Genomic DNA, 16,842 nt, shown 5'->3' with positions numbered 1-16,842 from the left:
GCATGGGTAGGCGGATGAGTGAACGGCGTCGCCCCGCAAAGCCCCAAGACCGCCCGCGCGGCGGACCCGCCAAGAGCGTCGCCGAGCTGGTGCCGGCGATCGGCGGCGCCGCGTTCCGCAAGTTCGGCTTCGTCCAGTCGGCGATCGTCAGCCGCTGGGGCGAGATCGTCGGCGAGCGCTATGCCGCGATCTCTCAACCCGAATCGCTTCGCTTCCCGCACGGCAGGAAGGGCGAGGGCGTGCTGTCGGTGGTCGTCTCCGGCGCGCACGCCGCGATCATGCAGCATGTCGCGCCCGAGATCATGGAGCGGACCAACCGCTTCTTCGGCTATCCCGCGGTTGCGCGCGTCGCGATCCGCCAGGGCCAGGTGGAGCGGCGCGCGAAGCCCGTCCCGCGTCCCGCGCCCGCGCCCATACCGGTCGAACTGGGCGAATCACTGCGCGACATCGCCGATCCCGAACTGAAGGCGGTGCTGTCCGCGCTCGCCTCAAGCGTCGCGGCGGCGGAGGCGCGGCCGATCCCCGTGCTAGGAAAGGTGAAGTGATGCGCTATTCGCTGATGGCGGCCGCGGCGGTGATCGCCACGCCGCTTTCGATCCTCGCCGCCGCGCAGGACTGGAGCCGGACGATCACGCCGACCCCGACGGGCAGCTATGTCCACGGCAATCCGGCCGCCAAGGTCAAGCTGGTCGAATATATCAGCTTCACCTGCGGCCATTGCGCGCATTTCGTCGGCGAGGCCTCGGCCGCGCTCGACGCGCGGGTGAAATCGGGCACGACCAGCGTCGAGCTGCGTCATGCGGTGCGCGATCCGCTGGACCTGACGGCGTCCATCCTCGCGCGGTGCGCCGGGCCGCGCGCGTTCCACGGCCATACCCGCGCGATCATGGCCGCCCAGCCGCAATGGCTGGAGAAGGGCGCGGCGTGGCAGGCGGCCAATGCCGAAGCGCTGAAGACGATGAGCATCAGCGCGCGGCTGCAGGGCTATGCCGGCGGATCGGGCCTGCTGGCGCTGATGAAGGCGCGCGGGCTGCCCGAGGCGAAGGCCAAGGCCTGCCTCGCCAATCCGGCGGAGCTGAAGACGCTGACCGAACAGGCCAAGGCGGCCTTCGCAGTGATCCGCGGCACGCCATCCTTCACGATCAACGGCGAGGTGGTGACGGGCGTCCACGACTGGAGCGGATTGCAGCCCAGGCTTGTCGCGGCCGGATCGCTTTGAGTTTTTCCTCAGGAGTATCGCACTTGACCAGACTTCCCCTTCTCGCCGCCGCCATCCCCGCGCTGATGATCGCCGGCTGCGGCGACGGTGCGGGCAATGGGACCACCGCCGCGCCCGTCGCCAATGTCGCGGCGCCCGCCGGCACGAACTGGGTCGAGACGGTCAACGTCTCGCCCGAGGGCGGCTATGTGATGGGCAACCCCAATGCGCCGATCAAGCTGGTCGAATTCGGATCGCGCACCTGCCATGTCTGCGCCGCCTTCGAAGAGGAAGGCGTCGCTCCGCTCAAGGAGAAATACATCTCGACCGGCAAGTTGAGCTACGAGTTCCGCGACTTCCTGCGCAACCCGATCGACATCGCCGGCGCGCTGATCGCATCGTGCAACGGCACCGCGCCCTTCTTCCCGCTGACCGAGCAGATGATGAAGGGGCAGGAGGAGATCCTGGCCAAGGCGCAGACGCTGGACCAGGCCGCGTCGCAGCGCATCGCCGTGCTGCCGCCGGCGCAGCAGTTCACCGCCTATGCCGAGGCGGTCGGCCTGATCGACTGGGCCAAGCAGCGCGGCGTCGCCGAGCCCAAGCTGCGCCAGTGCCTGGCGGACACCGCCAAGGCCGATGCGCTGGTCGCCGCCACCACCAAGGCGAGCGAGGAATTCGAGATCCAGGGCACGCCGACCTTCCTGATCAACGGCCGCAAGGTGGACGGCACGAGCTGGGCGCAGATCGAGCCGCAGCTGAAGGCGGCCGGCGGCTGACGCGCGGAAGGGGGGCCGACATTTGCAGATCCGGCGGCTTCGCCTCACCGGTTTCAAGAGCTTCGTCGATCCCGCCGACCTGCGGATCGAACATGGCCTGACGGGCGTCGTCGGCCCCAATGGCTGCGGCAAGTCCAACCTGCTCGAGGCGCTCAGGTGGACGATGGGCGAGAACTCGCCCAAGTCGATGCGCGGCGCCGGCATGGAGGACGTGATCTTCGCCGGCACCGCGACGCGGCCGCCGCGCGATTTCGCCGAGGTCTCGATCTTGGCCGAAGGGGCGGGGGAGGAGATCGAGATCGTCCGCCGGATCGAGCGGGGGGCTGGATCGGCCTATCGCATCAACGGGCGCGACGTGCGCGCGAAGGACGTCGCGCTGCTGTTCGCCGACGCCGCCACCGGCGCGCATTCGCCCGCATTGGTCAGCCAGGGACGGATCGGCGCGGTGATCGCGGCCAAGCCCGCCGACCGCCGCGCGATGCTGGAGGAGGCGGCGGGGATCGCCGGGCTGCATGTACGCCGCCGCGACGCCGAGCAGAAACTGCGTGCGACCGAGGCCAATCTCTCGCGGCTCGACGAGCTGCTGGGCGACATGGAAGGGCGCGCGGGGGCGCTCAAGCGTCAGGCGCGCCAGGCGGAGCGCTATCGCAAGCTTTCCGACGAGATCCGCGTGGCCGAGGCGCGGATGATCTTCGTCCGCTGGCGCGAGGCGGCGGCGGCGGCGGATGCGGCGAAGGCCGAGGCCGGGGCGGCCGAGGCCGCGGTGCAGGCGGCGGCGGAGGCGCAGCGCGGCGCGGCCGCCTATGTCGCCGATGCGGCGGCTACGCTCGCCACCGCGCGGCGCGCGGCGCAGGACGCGCGCGACGCCGAACGCGACGCGGGGCACAAGCTGGAGGCGCTCAGGATCGAGCGGCGAACGGTCGAGGCGCGGATCGGCGAGCTGGCGCGGGCGCGCGACGCGATCGCCGCCGACCGGGAGCGGGAGGGCGCGCTCGCCAACGACGCCGCCGGGGCGATCGACCGGCTGACGGCCGAGGCGAAGCAAATCGAGGCGCGGCTTGCCGAAGGCGAGGGCGGCCGTCCCGCGCTGACGGAACGGGTAGTTCACGCCGAACGCGCGGTGCGCGACGCGGAGATCGAGCTGGCGCAGGCGCTGGCCGAACAGGCGTCCGAACAGGCCGAGACGCGCGTGCGCCGGGCGGCCGAGGCTGCCGCGAAGGCCCGGCTGGAGCGCAGCGAAGCGGAAGGTGCGCGGTTGCGGCGCGAAGCCGATGGGCTGGGCGACGCGGCTCCGCTGGAAGTCGAGCGCGATGCGCTGGCGGGCAAGGCGCGGAACGCGCGCGACGAGGTGATCGCGGCGGAGGCGGCGCTGAGCGCGGCGGACGCGGCGCGAACGGCGGCGTTGGCCGCGCGCGAGACGGCGCAGGGGGCGCTCGCCTCGGCGCGCGCCGAGCGTTCCGCGCTGGAGGGCGAGGCGAAGGCGCTGGCGCGGGGCCTGGAAGGCGCGAAGGGCGGCCGCGCGATCGACGCGATGCTTGCCGAGCCGGGCTATGAGCGCGCTCTCGCGGCGGCGCTGGGCGACGATATCGAGGCCGGGCTGAGCGAGGGGCCGCGCTGGTGGGCGGGCGCCGAGGGAGCCGGCGATCCGGCGCTGCCCGCGGGATTAGAGCCGCTGGCGGACCATGTCCGCGCGCCGGCCGCGCTCGCGCGGCGGTTGGCGCAGGTGGGGGTGGGCGAGGACGCCGGCCAAGCGCTCGCGGTCGGCCAGCGGCTGGTGACGCGCGAGGGGCGGCTGCGGCGGTGGGACGGCTTCGTTGCGTCGGGCGACGGCGCGGCGGCGGCGGAACGGCTCGAACGCGCCAACCGCCTCGCCGAGATCGAACGGGTCTTGCCCGCGGCGCGCGACGCCGAAGCGGCGGCGGCGGGCGCGCTGGGCGACGCCGAGACGCGGCTGCGCGCGGCGGGCGAGGCGGGCGAGGCGGCGCGTGGCGCGCGCGCGCGGGCCGAAGCCGCCGAGCGCGAGGCGCTGCGCGAGGGCGAGCGGGTCGCATCGGCGATCGAGCGGCTCGCGGGGCGTCGCGCCGATCTCGATCAGCGCATCGCGCGCGCGGCCGAAGATGCGGCGGCGGCCGGGCGCGAAGCCGATGCGACCGCCGCCGCGCTTGCCGACCTGCCCGATCCGGCCGGCTCTGCGGCGCGGGTGGCGGCGCTCTCGGCCACCGCCGAGGCGCGCCGGGCGGAGGTGGCCGAGGCGCGCGCGGCGTCCGCGACGCTCGACCGCGCGCTCGCCGCCGACCGCGAGCGGCTGGGCGCGGGCGCCGGCGAGATCAAGGGATGGCGCGCGCGCGCCGGCGAGGCGGCGCGGCGCATCGCCGACATGGCCAGGCGCGAGGCCGCCGCGCTGAACGAGAGCGAGACGCTGGCCGGGAAGCCCGACGCGCTCGCCGCGCGGATCGCCGAGGTCGAGGATGCGGCGAGCGCCGCGCGCGACGCGGCGGCGGCGCTGGCCGCGCGCGAAAGCGAGGCGGAGGCCGCGCTCAGGGCCAACGAGGCGAAGGCGGCGGCGGCGAACGAGGCGCTGTCCAGCGCGCGCGAGGTGCGCGCCGGGGCCTTGGCGCGCGCCGAGAACCAGGAGCTGCGCCGCGTCGAGATGGGGCGCGTGTCGGGCGAGCGCTTCGAATGCCCGCCGCCGGTGCTGCCCGAGAAGCTTGGCTTTTCAAGCGCCGAGGTGCGCGGCGCGGCGGAGGAATCGGCGCGGCACGAACGGCTGTCGGCCGAGCGCGAGCGGATCGGGCCGGTCAACCTCGTCGCCGAGAGCGAGCTTGCCGCGCTGGAGGCCGAGCATGTCACGCTGGCGGCCGAGCGCGACGAGCTGGGCCAGGCGGTCAACCGGCTGCGCGGGTCGATCGGCAGCCTGAACAGGGAGGGCCGCCAGCGGCTGCTCGCCGCGTTCGAGGCGGTCGACGGGCATTTCCGGCGGCTGTTCACCACGCTGTTCAACGGCGGGCAGGCGCATCTTGCGCTGATCGATTCGGACGATCCGCTGGAGGCGGGGCTGGAGATCATGGCCCAGCCGCCGGGCAAAAGGCTGCAATCGCTGACGCTGCTGTCGGGCGGCGAGCAGGCGCTGACCGCCGTCGCCCTGATCTTCGGCCTGTTCCTGACCAACCCCGCGCCGATCTGCGTGCTGGACGAGGTCGATGCGCCGCTGGACGACGCCAATATCGAGCGTTTCTGCGACCTGCTCGATCGCATGGCGGCGGAGACCGACACGCGCTACCTGATCGTCACCCACAACGCCGTGACGATGAGCCGGATGCACCGGCTGTTCGGCGTGACGATGATCGAGAAGGGCGTCAGCCGGCTGGTGTCGGTCGATCTAGGCGGGGCGGAGCAGCTGCTGGCGGCCGAGTAGGGCGCCTCAGGCCCCTCGACTCCCCCTGACCGGCAACCTCGCAGGGTTTCGGACTCACGCCTGTAGCTGGCGTTGCATGGCCCCCTGCTTTCGCAAGGGCGACAGGGACATATTCAGCGCGGCGCGTTCGCACGCCCGCTATGCGGCGTCTCGTCGCCGTAATATTCGCGCAGCCGCGCCAGCTCGGCCTTCATCGTGGCGATCTCCTCGCGGTAGGCCGGATCGTCGATGCGGTTGTGCATCTCGGTGGGATCGGCCTTCAGGTCGTAGAACTCCCAGGCGTCGATATCGCCGTAGAAGCGCGCCAGCTTGTAGCGGTCGCTCCGCACGCCGTAATGCGCGCGCACCGAATGGAAGCCGGGAAATTCGTAATAATGATAATAGAGGCTGCGGCGCCAATCGGCGGGCGGCTTGCCCTCTACGAGCGGCGCGAGCGACCGCCCCTGGATGCCGCCCGGCGCCGGCACCCCGGCACATTCGAGCAGGGTCGGCGCGTAGTCGATATTCTGCACCAGCGCATCCACCGTCGTCCCGCCGCGGATATGGCCGGGATACTGGACGAGCAGCGGCGTGCGCATCGACTCCTCGTAGATCCAGCGCTTGTCGAACCAGCCGTGCTCGCCGAGATAGAAGCCCTGGTCGGAGGTGTAGACGACGATGGTGTTCTCCGCGAGGCCGCTTTCCTCCAGATAGTCGAGCAGCTCGCCCACCCCCTCGTCGACCGCGGCGACCGTGCCGAGATATTCCTGCATGTAGCGCTGGTATTTCCACAGCGCCATGTCGCGGCCCTCAAGGCCGGCGGCGTTCATCGCGTCGTTGCCCGCCTGGTGCAGCCGGTCCCATTCGGCGCGCTGGGCCGGGGTCATCCGGTCGAAATCGTCGGGCCAGATATTCTCGCGCAGCCTGGTCGAGCCGACCGCGACCGTCATCTTGAGATCGTGCCCTTCCTGCGCGTCGCGATAGATGTTCATCTCCTGCCTCGCGGCGGCGGGGCGGCTCTTGTAATCGTCGAAATAGGTCGGCGGCACCGGGAACTCGACGCCCTGGTACTTCTGCACATGGCGCAGCGCCGGCATGAAGTTGCGATGCGGCGCCTTGTGATGCACCATCAGCATGAACGGCTTGTCCGGGTCGCGCCGCGTCTTCAGCCAGTCGAGGCTGTACCGGGTGATCAGATCGGTGGCGTAGCCTTCGACCCTGGTCCTGCCGCCGGCGGTTATGAAATCGGGATTATAGTATTTCCCCTGGTCGTCGAGGATCTTCCAGTAATCGAAATCGATCCCCTCGGGCGTCGGCCCGATATGCCATTTGCCGATCACCGCGGTCTGGTAGCCGGCCTCCTTCAGCGCGCGCGGCCAGGTCCATTGGCTGGCGTCGAAGGTCTCGCCATTCTTGTTGAAGCCGTTCACATGGCCGAACTTGCCGGTCAGCATGGCGGCGCGGCTCGGCCCGCACAGCGAATTGGTCACGAAGCTGTTGCGGAACACCACGCCGTTCTGCGCGATCCTGTCGATATTCGGCGTCGGCGCGAGCTTCGACACCGGATGGCCATAGGCCGAGATCGCCTGCACCGCGTGATCGTCGGACATGATGAAGACGATGTTGGGCCGCGTGCCACGTGGCTCGGCCGACGCCGCGCGCGAAGGCGCGTCCATCCCTTGCGTCGCACAGGCCGCGAGCGACGATCCCATCAATATGGTGGTGAACCGCTTGAGCCACATTGCCCTCACCCTCCTATTCGGTCAGCGTGAAATCGGCGGACGCGGTCGCGTCGGACGATCCGCCGATGAACAGCTTGAACGCCCCCGGCTCCGCCCCGTAGCTCATGTCCGCCCGGTGGAAGGCGAGGTCCCTGTCGCTTAGCGTGAACGACACCTTGCGCCGCTCGCCCGGCTTCAGGCTGATCTTACGGAAGCCCTTCAGCTCGCGCACCGGCCGCGTGACCGATCCGACCAGATCGTGGACATAGAGCTGCACCACCTCCTCGCCTGCGCGCTTGCCGGTGTTGGACACGGTCACCGACGCGGTCAGCGCCTGGCCGGGACGGATCGTCGCGCGGTCGAGCGTGACCGGCGAATAGGCGAAGCTGGTGTAGGAGAGGCCGTATCCGAACGGGTAGAGCGGCGAATTGGGCGTGTTCAGATAGCGCGACAGATATTTCTGCCCCTGCTTCTCCGGCGTGTAGGGCCGCCCGGTGTTCTTCATGTCGTAATGGATCGGCACCTGCCCGACATTGCGCGGAAAGGTCACCGGCAGCTTGCCCGACGGGTTGTAATCGCCGAACAGCACGTCGGCGACCGCGTGTCCGCCCATCGTGCCCGGATACCAGGCGTGGAGGATGGCGTCGACATTCTCCGCCGCCCAGCCGATCGCGTTGGGCCGGCCCGACATCAGCACCAGCACGATCGGCTTGCCCAGCGTCTTTAGCTGCTCGAGCAGCGCCTGCTGCGTGCCCGGCAGGTCGAGCGAGGTGCGGCTCGCCGCCTCGCCGGTCATGTCCCATTTCTCGCCCATCGCGGCGACGATCACGTCGGCATCTCGCGCCGCCGCCATCGCCGCTGCGAAGCCCGAGCTGTCGGTGCTGCCGAGCTCATAGGCGGCGCCCTTGGCATAGGTGACCGTCGCGCCCTTGGCCCGCGCCTTCAGCCCTTCGAGGATCGTCACCGGCCGCGTCTTGCGGTCGCCCGCCGCCGCCCAGCTGCCGATCATGTCCTCCTTGCTGTCGCCCAGCGGGCCGATCAGCGCGATCCGCCTGGCGGACGCGGCGAGCGGCAGCACATCGCCCTCGTTCTTCAGCAGCACCATCGACTTGCGCGCCATGTCGCGCGCCGCCTCCAGATGCGCGGGCTTGTAGATCTCGCGCTTCTCGCGCGCCTCGTCGCTGTAGCGATAGGGGTCCTCGAACAGGCCCAGCCGGTACTTCATCTCCAGGATCGCGCGCACCGCCGCATCGACCCGCGCCGGGCTCACCCGCCCTTCCTTCACCGATTTTTCCAGATGCGTCATGAACACCGCGCCCTGCATGTCCATGTCGACCCCGGCGTTGATCGACAGCTCGCCGGCATGCGCCTCGTCGCGGGCATAGCCGTGCGGCACCATCTCGTTGATCGCGGTATAGTCGGTGACGACGAAGCCCTTGAAGCCCCATTCCCCGCGCAGCACGTCGGTCAGCAGATATTTGCTCCCCGTCGCGGGTACGCCGTCCAGCTCGTTGAAGGCGGTCATGAAGGTCGCGGCGCCGGCGTCGAGCGCGGCCTTGAACGGCGGCAGATAGGTGTCGCGCAGCACGCGTTCGGACATGTCGACGGTGTGATAGTCACGCCCCGCCTGCGCCGCGCCGTATGCGGCGTAATGCTTGGCGGTGGCGAGGACCGTGTCGGTCCGCTTGAGGTCGTCGCCCTGGTAGCCGCGCACGCGCGCCTTGGCGATCAGGCTGCCGAGATAGACGTCCTCGCCCGATCCTTCGGAGATGCGCCCCCAGCGCGGATCGCGCGCGATGTCGACCATCGGCGCGAAGGTCCAGTGGATGCCCTCGGCCGACGCCTCGACCGCGGAGATGCGCGCCGCATGCTCGATCGCCTTCAGGTCCCACGACGCCGCCTCTCCCAGCGAGATCGGGAAGATCGTGCGATGGCCGTGGATCACGTCGTAGCCGAACAGCAGCGGAATCCCCAGCCGGGTCTTCTCGACCGCGATCTGCTGCAGCTCGCGCGTATATTTTGCGGTGAAGGCGTTGAAGATCGATCCGACGTTCCCCGCGGCGATATCCTGCATATAGCTGTCGCGCATCGTCGGGCCGGTCGATTCCCAGCTGCTGGTGAGCTGGGTCAGCTGGCCGATCTTCTCCTTCAGCGTCATCTTCGCCATCAGCGAATCGATGAAGGCGCGCATCTCCGGCGGGTCGCGCCAGGGCGAAGGCGCCGCCTCAGCGGCCGCCTCGGTGCGCGCCGCATCCTGCGCCGCCAGCGCCTGCGGCCAGCACGCGCCCGCCAGCGCCGCCAGACAGATCGCGCGTGCCGCCGCGCCCCGGTTCCACTTGGTCAATGCATCCTCCCATGCCCGGCGCGGCGCACATTGCCTGCCGGAAAATCCCTATGGCCAGCCCGATTCGGCGGCCCTGCAACGTTGCCGCCAGAGCACGATGCGCCCGAAAAATCGGGCCCCGCGCCGGCCGTGTCCGATTTCTCTTGACGACGGCCACCCTGTGCGACGATTTTCCATGTAACCGGTTTCATTCCGTGCGGCAATCGCCCGAAAGCCGGATCAGAAGACGCACGGCGGTCCGTCGAGGGGAGAATTTATCGTGTCATTTCAGAATTTTGTATCACCGCGCACGCGTCGTGGGGCGTCGCTGCGAATCGCCGCCGCCCTGTGCCTGGGCACCGCCGCCAGCGCGCTGATGTCGACCCCTGCCGTTGCGCAGCAATCCAACGCTTCCTTGCGCGGCGACATCACGACCGACGAAGGAGTGACCGTCACCAGCGTCACCGCCATCGAGGTCGACACCAACTATCGCCGCCCAGCCACGGTCACGGAAGACGGCGGCTACAATCTTCCGTCTTTGCGCCCCGGTGAATACCGACTGGAGATCGTCACCTCCGCCGGTCCGCGCACTACCGACGCGTTCACGCTCAACGTCGCGCAAAGTTCACAGCTCGACTTTGATTTTTCGACGGGCGGAATCGACGCCGGGGCGGCCGCGTCGGGCGGCGATATCGTCGTCACCGCCGCGCGCATCCGCCAAATGGAAGGCGGGGAGGTCGGCGTCACCATTCCGCAGCGCCTGATCGAACAGTTGCCGCAGAACAACCGCAATTTCCTCGCCTTCGCCGATCTGGCGCCAGGCGTGCAGCTTATCACCGGCACCAACGGCAACGTCGCGATCCGCGGCGGCGCGCAGAACAGCCGTACTGTCAACGTGTTCATCGATGGCGTCGGCCAGAAGGACTATGTCCTGAAGAACGGCATCACCGGCCAGGATTCATCGCAGGGCAACCCGTTCCCGCAGCTGGCGATCGGCGAGTACCGCGTGATCAGTTCCAACTACAAGGCGGAGTTCGATCAGGTCAGCTCGGTCGCGATTACCGCGGTGACCAAATCGGGCACCAACGAGTTCGAGGGCGATTTCTTCGTAGACTATACCGATCAGAACCTGCGCGCGCGCACGCCGACCGAGGTGGCCGACGGGGACGAGAAGACCGAGACGCGCGACTTCCAGTTCGGCGGCGCGCTGGGCGGCCCGATCGTCAAGGACCTGCTGCACTTCTTCGCCAGCTACGAAGGCAAGCGCCAGCAGATTCCGGTTGATATCTTCCCCGCCGAGACGGACAATACGCAGAATATCCCGGCCGAATATCTGGGCAGTTTCGGCCGATTCAACCGCGTCTTCAACGAAGACCTGTATTTCGGCAAGCTCAGCTTCTCGCCAAGCGCCCGCGACCTGTTCGAGCTTTCGGTCAAGGTTCGCAAGGAAACGGGCGAAGGCATCGGCTCCGGATCGACGCTGCGCGAAGCGGCGACCGATACCAAGAATGACGAGGTGCGCGGCCTGTTCCGCTACGAACGCACGGGCGAAACCTGGGTCAACGACTTCAAGCTCACCTATGAGGACGCGTCTTGGGCGCCGACGCCGGTCAACTTCGCCAACGCCTACGTCTTCCAGGCGGCGAACGGCGGCCAGATCTTTCGTTCGGGCGCCGGCAGCAACTATCAGGACAAGGGCCAGACCGGCTACAGCGTCCAGAACGACTTCACCTATACCGGAATTGAGAACCACACCATCAAGGCCGGCGTGAAGGCGAAGTGGGTCAAGCTCAATGCATTGACCCTGAACGCCTTCAATCCCGTTTATTCGTTCAATACGGAATTCAATCCGAACGGCGGAAACTTCAATACGGAGATTCCGTGGCGGCTGGTATTCGGCTATGATGACGGCGTCGGCGATCCGATCGTCGAATCGGAGAATTTCCAGTTCGGTCTATACATCCAGGACGATTGGGACGTTACCGACCGGCTGACGCTCAATCTCGGCATACGTTGGGACATGGACCGTACGCCTGCATATCTCGACTTCGTGACGCCGCAGGACTCGATCGATCTGGTCTCTCCGGAAAACTATCCCAACCTCAACGACGCCGATTACGATATCACCGACTATTTCTCGACCGGTAATGAGCGCAAGACCTTCATGGGCGCGTTCCAGCCGCGCATAGGGTTCAGCTATGTCGTTGACGAGGCGCGCACGACGACCATCTTCGGCGGCTATGGACGGTCGTACGATCGTAACCAGTTCGACTTCCTTCAGCAGGAAATCTCGATTGGCTCGTTCGCATCGCGCACGATCTATTTCGACACGGGCGATGACGAACACCCTTGTCCGAGCGGGAACAATGTCTGCTTGCCTTGGGATCCGATCTATCTGACTCAGGAAGGCCGCGATCAGATCGCAGCCGATCTCGGTACGAGCGGACGCGGCCTGCGCTTCATCACCAACGATTTGAAGGTGCCCTATTCGGACCAGTTCAGCCTGGGCGTGCGTCGCCGCTTCGGCAGCAATTTCGAGGCGGAGGTGGGCTATACCCACATCGAAAGCCGTGACGGGTTCGCCTATCTGCTCGGCAATCGCTTGCCCAACGGGGACTTCTTCGCGCCGGGCACGATCTGGGGCGCCCCCTTCACAGCCGGCGCCGTTCCGGGCGGGGGCAACATCACGCTCGGCACCAACGGGCTCGAGACGAGTTCGGATTCGGCCTATGTCAAGCTGACCAAGACCTACACGCCGTCCTCCCCGTGGAGCCTGAACGCGACCTACACCTTTACCGAGGCGGAGGAGAACCGCGTCTATGGCGAGTATTTCTCGTTCGACTACCCGTCGCTGGCCGACTATCCGGTGCTTCCCGCAACCGGGTCGGTCCGGCATCGCTTTGTCGCCGCCGGCACGGTCGATCTGCCGTTCGGTTTCACCTTCTCGAGCAAGCTGGAGCTTTCGTCGCCACCCTTCCTCTACGGGATCAAGGGCGATTCCAACGCGGACAACCGGCCGGTGGTGGCCGAGGGCCTCAACAAGAACCCGTTCATCATAGGCGATCTTTGGGCCAAGCGTCAGATCGACGTTGCGCTGACCAAATACGTCCCGATGGACTTCTTCAAGGATGGCGCACGCATCAGGCTGCGCGTGGATGTGCTCAACGTGCTCAACGAGGAAAATTTCACGACCTACAACAGCAACCCGGACGACACTACGCGGCCGGCCAACTCGCCCTCGGTCTATCGCGAGATCAGCGGTCTCAGCATCGGCGGCAATCCAACGCGGACCTTCAAATTCTCCGCTGGCTTCAGCTTCTGAAGCCGCTTCGGGCCGCCGCGCGGAAGTCTCCGCGCGGCGGCCTTTTCTTTTGCCCGCAATCCAGGGGATCACCGATGCGCCTTCCATTCGCCCTGCTCGCCGCCGCCACGCTGGCCGGGTGCATGGCGCCTGCCGGCGACATGCCTCCCCCGCCGCCGCAGGCCAGTGCTCAGGCCGCCTTCGTCGAGGATCTCTCGCGGCGCACCTTCGATTATTTCTGGCAGACCACCGATCCGGAGAAGTGCCTCGCGCCCGATCGCTGGCCGTCCAATCCCTTCTCCAGCATCGCCGCCACCGGCTTCGCGATGAGCGCCTATGCCGTGGGCGTCGAGCGCGGCTATGTCAGCCGCGCCGAGGCGGCTCAGCGCACGCTCAGATGCGTCGAGTTCTACCACGACGCGCCCCAGGGCCCTCAGACCAGCGGCGTTTCGGGCCACAAGGGCTTCTTCTATCACTTCCTCAGGAACGACGACGGCACGCGCCACGGCAAGACCGAGCTTTCGACCGTCGACACCACGCTGCTGCTCGGCGGCATCCTCTTCGCCCAGGCCTATTTCGACCGAGACGACCCCACCGAACGCCGCATCCGCGAGCTCGCCGAGGCGATCTACGCCCGTGTCGACTGGACCTTCGTCCAGCGCGAGAACAGCGGCATCCCCTCCGCCAACGGCGGCAGCGGCAAGGCGATCGCGATGGGCTGGTATCCGGAGCGCGGGCAGGGCGGCGACTTCGGCACGCACGACTGGGTCGGCTACAATGAGGGAATGCTCGTCTATATCCTGGCGGCGGGCTCGCCGACGCATCCGATTTCGAAGGAGGCGTGGGAGACCGGCTGGGCGGCCAATCTCGAAAAGGACTGGGGCAGCTATTACGGGCAGGAGCACCTGACCTTCGAGCCGCTGTTCGGGCATCAATATTCGCACGTCTGGGTCGATTTCCGCGGGATCCAGGACGAGTTCATGCGCGGCAAGGGCATCGATTATTTCGAGAACAGCCGCCGCGCCACGCTGTCGCAGCGCGCGTACGGCATCGACAACCCCAATGGCTGGGCCGGCTATTCGAGCGACATCTGGGGATGGACGGCGAGCGACGGCCCCGGCGGGTTCAAGCGCATGGTCGGCGGCAAGGAACGCCAGTTCATGGGCTATGCCGCGCGCGGCGTCAGCCCCGACCGCATTGTCGACGACGGCACCGTGGTGCCGACCGCGGCGGGCGGATCGATCCCCTTCGCGCCCGAGATCACCATCCCCGCGCTGATGGCGATGAAGGCGCGATATGGCGAGCGGCTCTACACACGCTACGGCTTCAAGGACGCGTTCAACCCCAGCTTCACCTTCACCGACGCAGGCAGCAGGAGCGGAACGGTCGACGCCCAGGCCGGCTGGATCGCGCGCGACCATCTCGGCATCGATCAGGGCCCGATCCTGCTGATGCTGGAGAATCACCGCAGCGACCTGATCTGGAAGACGATGCGCAAGAGCCCGCACATCGTCCGCGGCCTCAGGCGGCTGGGCTTCAGCGGCGGCTGGCTGGACGAGGCGGCGCGCTGATGCGGGGGCCGATGCTGGACCGCCGCACCCTTCTGCTCGCCGCGGCGGCTCTTCCACTGTCCGCTTGTGCGACAGGTGCGGCGTCGAAGCGTCCGGCGATTCGCGTCGCCACCTTCAACATCTGGCACAATGCCGGCAACTGGGAGGCTCGGCTGCCGCTGCTGCTCCAGGCGCTGCGCGAGGCGGATGCGGACGTCATCGCGCTCCAGGAGGTGCTGGAGGATGCCGGCAAGGGGCTGCCCAACCAGGCGGACACGATCGCGCGCGCGCTTGGCGGCTATTCCGTCCACTTCTTCGCGACCGAGCCCCCCGGCTCGCCCAAGCGATACGGCAACGCGATCCTGACGCGCCTTCCCGTCATCGCCGAGGCGTCGAGGAAGCTGGAGCCCTTGAACGACTATCGGACGGCCCTGCGTGTGCGCGTGTCCGCCGATGGCCGGCCGGTCGACATCGTCGTCACCCATCTGGCGTGGCAGCCAGAGGCCGGCGCGGTGCGCGCGCGGCAGGTCGCCGATCTCATGTCGTGGTTGCCCAGGGACGGCGTGCCGCTGGTCGTCATGGGTGACTTCAACGCTCCGCTCTCGGATTCGGGCCTCGCCGCCCTGACATCGCCGCGCTTCGAAAGCGCCCTGCCGCCCGGCGCGACCGATACGACGCTGAACCCCGCGAAGGGGCACAAGCCGCGCGTCATCGACCATATCTTCGCCGAACGGCGCTGGTTCGGCGCCTCCCACGCAAGGCGGATCGGCGACCGGCCGGTGGCGGGCGAATATCCATCCGACCATTTCGGCGTGGCGGCGACCCTTCAATTCAACTGAGGGGCGACGCGCGGTCCCCGGCCTCAAGCGAGGCCGCGAACACGAACCATCGCACTGGTCAGAAGCCGCGGAACAGCGGCTCCGTCGACGGCTTCGCGGTGGGGACATGCAAATTGTCGCCCCAACGCAACACCGCCCTGTCGACACCGCCGGCGATTCCGTGGAAACCCGGAGCAAGCGCGACGACCGTTTTCGGCGTATATCGGCGGCCGTCGATCGTCACCGGGGCATCGGCCTCGACCGTGTACCGCCCGCCGATGACGATCTCGAAATCGGCCTTGCCGCCAACCAGCCGCAGCGTTTTCCCGGCGACCCAGATCGCGCCCCAATGATGGACATAATTGTCGCGCAAGAAGGCCGCGTCGCCGGGCAGCAACCGATTGCCGTCGGCGGAATCCGCGCCCGCCATCGCTGCCTCCAGCGCCGGGCCGTTGGCGATCAGCAGCGGCGGGGCGCGATCCCTCGCAATCGCCCTGAACACCTCACGATCGGCCGCGCGGTAGCTTTCGACGCCCCAGCTCGACATGAAGAAGCCCGTCTTCGGGAAGCGCGCGATCATCGAGCAGCGGTCGATATAGGGCACGGGCTCAGGAAATACCGCGTGCACCGCGGCGATCAATTCGGCCTGCGCGTCCTGCGGCTTGGCCAAGCCCCGGCTGTGGCTCACCACGCTGCCGATCGTCATCGCCAGTGCTAGCGGGATCAGCCAGCGCCGCCCCAGCCGCTCGGTCGCATAGCCCGCCACCACCGCCACGGGGGGCAGGATGAAGGCGAAGAAATAGGGAAAGGCGTTGCGGTAGAAGATCAAGGTCAGCAGTGGCGTGGCCAACGCGAGCAGCATCAGCGGGCGCTCATACGCGCTGCGGCGCACCAGCGCGGCGCCAGCCATTCCAACGCCCGTGACGGCGAGCGCCGCCTGGACGGGAGAGTTCAGGACGACGGAGAGCAGCACGTCCGCACGCGGGAACAGGCCCGCTTCGAGGATCGTCTTCTCATAGGCGTTGGCCAACAGCGCGCGCGATCCATCCAGATCGGCGGACATCAGCGACTGATGCCACAGATAGAGCCCGGCGAAGACGGCGCCGGCCGCGACGCCCGTCACGGCCAGGCGCAGGGCCAGCGCGCGCGGCTGGGCCGCGCGCCATAGACGCCACGCCGCCAGCGCTGCGATCAGCGGCGCGTAGAAGATCGCCTTGACCGTGATCAGCATCGCCAGCGCGCCCGCCACGGCGAGCAGTGCGAGCGCCGGCGCGCGCAGCGTCGAGCGGGCGAGCAGCGCGCAGCACAGCATCATCAGGACGGTCGCGATCGGGTCCGCGCGAAAGCTGGCGCCGTGGAGCATGACCACGCCCGCGGCGATATAGGCCAGCACCGCGGCAAGCGCCTCCTCCCGATCGAGGAAGCGGCGTCCGACGGCGTAGATGCAGGCCATCGTGCCGGCCTCGCAGGCAAGCATCGCCAGCCGCGCCGCCTCGATCTGCGCGATCTCGCCGCCGGGGACAGCGGGCAACCAGCCGAACAGATGGACATGGAAGCTCTGCAGCGCCCGCGCCAAAGTCCCGCGATCGAACGCGTGGACGTGCGACAGGAAGAAATACTCGTCCCAGTTGATCTCCTGCACGAAGACGAGATGGAGCTGCAGGGCGAGGCACAGGCCGATGCCGAACAGCAGCAGGGCAGCTATCCATGGCCGCGCCGGATCCGGCGTCCGGTCCGTGCCGGCATTCCCTTCGGTCATCG

Annotated in this window: 10 protein-coding genes; 7 read left to right on the top strand and 3 right to left on the bottom strand. The window is 68.2% G+C overall.

Features of this window, described 5'->3' with window-relative positions; translation table 11 throughout:
* Nucleotides 1-14 precede the first annotated feature (14 nt).
* The 4 genes from D1610_RS07980 to D1610_RS07965 are packed head-to-tail and all read left to right on the top strand — an operon-like array spanning nt 15 to nt 5,389.
* The gene (locus D1610_RS07980) at nt 15-545 is read left to right on the top strand and encodes a DUF721 domain-containing protein (protein ID WP_425453207.1); all 531 of its coding nucleotides are present in this window, start codon (nt 15-17) and stop codon (nt 543-545) included.
* Complete coding sequence (locus tag D1610_RS07975; protein ID WP_118863575.1) at nt 545-1,219, top strand: DsbA family protein; 675 nt, start codon at nt 545-547, stop codon at nt 1,217-1,219. Before D1610_RS07980 ends, D1610_RS07975 begins: the two co-directional genes overlap by 1 nt.
* Before the next feature lie 23 nt (nt 1,220-1,242).
* Complete coding sequence (locus D1610_RS07970; protein WP_245942036.1) at nt 1,243-1,974, top strand: thioredoxin domain-containing protein; 732 nt, start codon at nt 1,243-1,245, stop codon at nt 1,972-1,974.
* A 22-nt stretch (nt 1,975-1,996) separates the two neighbouring features.
* On the top strand, nt 1,997-5,389 hold the full coding sequence (locus tag D1610_RS07965; protein ID WP_118863574.1) for a chromosome segregation SMC family protein: 3,393 nt from the start codon (nt 1,997-1,999) through the stop codon (nt 5,387-5,389).
* Nucleotides 5,390-5,502: 113 nt separating this feature from the next.
* On the opposite strand, the gene D1610_RS07960 is transcribed toward D1610_RS07965, so the two are convergent.
* Together D1610_RS07960 and bglX are read right to left on the bottom strand one after the other, a co-directional pair.
* Nucleotides 5,503-7,110, bottom strand: coding sequence for a sulfatase family protein (locus D1610_RS07960; RefSeq protein ID WP_245942035.1), 1,608 nt, complete (start codon nt 7,108-7,110; stop codon nt 5,503-5,505).
* 13 nt (nt 7,111-7,123) lie between these two features.
* Nucleotides 7,124-9,433 (bottom strand): beta-glucosidase BglX, encoded by a 2,310-nt coding sequence (gene bglX / locus D1610_RS07955; protein ID WP_245942034.1) that lies wholly within the window; start codon nt 9,431-9,433, stop codon nt 7,124-7,126.
* A gap of 355 nt (nt 9,434-9,788) precedes the next feature.
* Here bglX and D1610_RS07950 point away from each other — a divergent pair, with 355 nt between their 5' ends.
* The 3 genes from D1610_RS07950 to D1610_RS07940 all read left to right on the top strand — a co-directional run bounded on the left by D1610_RS07950 (nt 9,789) and on the right by D1610_RS07940 (nt 15,102).
* Nucleotides 9,789-12,734, top strand: a complete 2,946-nt coding sequence (locus D1610_RS07950) for a TonB-dependent receptor (RefSeq protein WP_182466743.1) — start codon at nt 9,789-9,791, stop codon at nt 12,732-12,734.
* 74 nt (nt 12,735-12,808) lie between these two features.
* The gene (locus tag D1610_RS07945; RefSeq protein WP_118863572.1) at nt 12,809-14,284 is read left to right on the top strand and encodes a glucoamylase family protein; all 1,476 of its coding nucleotides are present in this window, start codon (nt 12,809-12,811) and stop codon (nt 14,282-14,284) included.
* Nucleotides 14,284-15,102, top strand: a complete 819-nt coding sequence (locus D1610_RS07940) for an endonuclease/exonuclease/phosphatase family protein (RefSeq protein WP_118863571.1) — start codon at nt 14,284-14,286, stop codon at nt 15,100-15,102. The genes D1610_RS07945 and D1610_RS07940 overlap by 1 nt, the downstream gene beginning before the upstream one ends.
* A gap of 58 nt (nt 15,103-15,160) precedes the next feature.
* Here the strand turns inward: D1610_RS07940 and D1610_RS07935 are convergent, their stop codons facing one another.
* A complete protein-coding gene (locus tag D1610_RS07935) occupies nt 15,161-16,840 on the bottom strand; it encodes a glycosyltransferase family 39 protein (RefSeq protein WP_182466741.1) in 1,680 nt (559 codons plus the stop codon).
* Nucleotides 16,841-16,842: the final 2 nt, after the last annotated feature.

Origin of the sequence: Sphingomonas gilva, assembly GCF_003515075.1 — a bacterium.
Lineage (GTDB): Bacteria > Pseudomonadota > Alphaproteobacteria > Sphingomonadales > Sphingomonadaceae > Sphingomonas > Sphingomonas gilva.
Note: the sequence above shows the minus strand (reverse complement) of the source record. Positions and strands in the feature narration are given on the sequence as shown.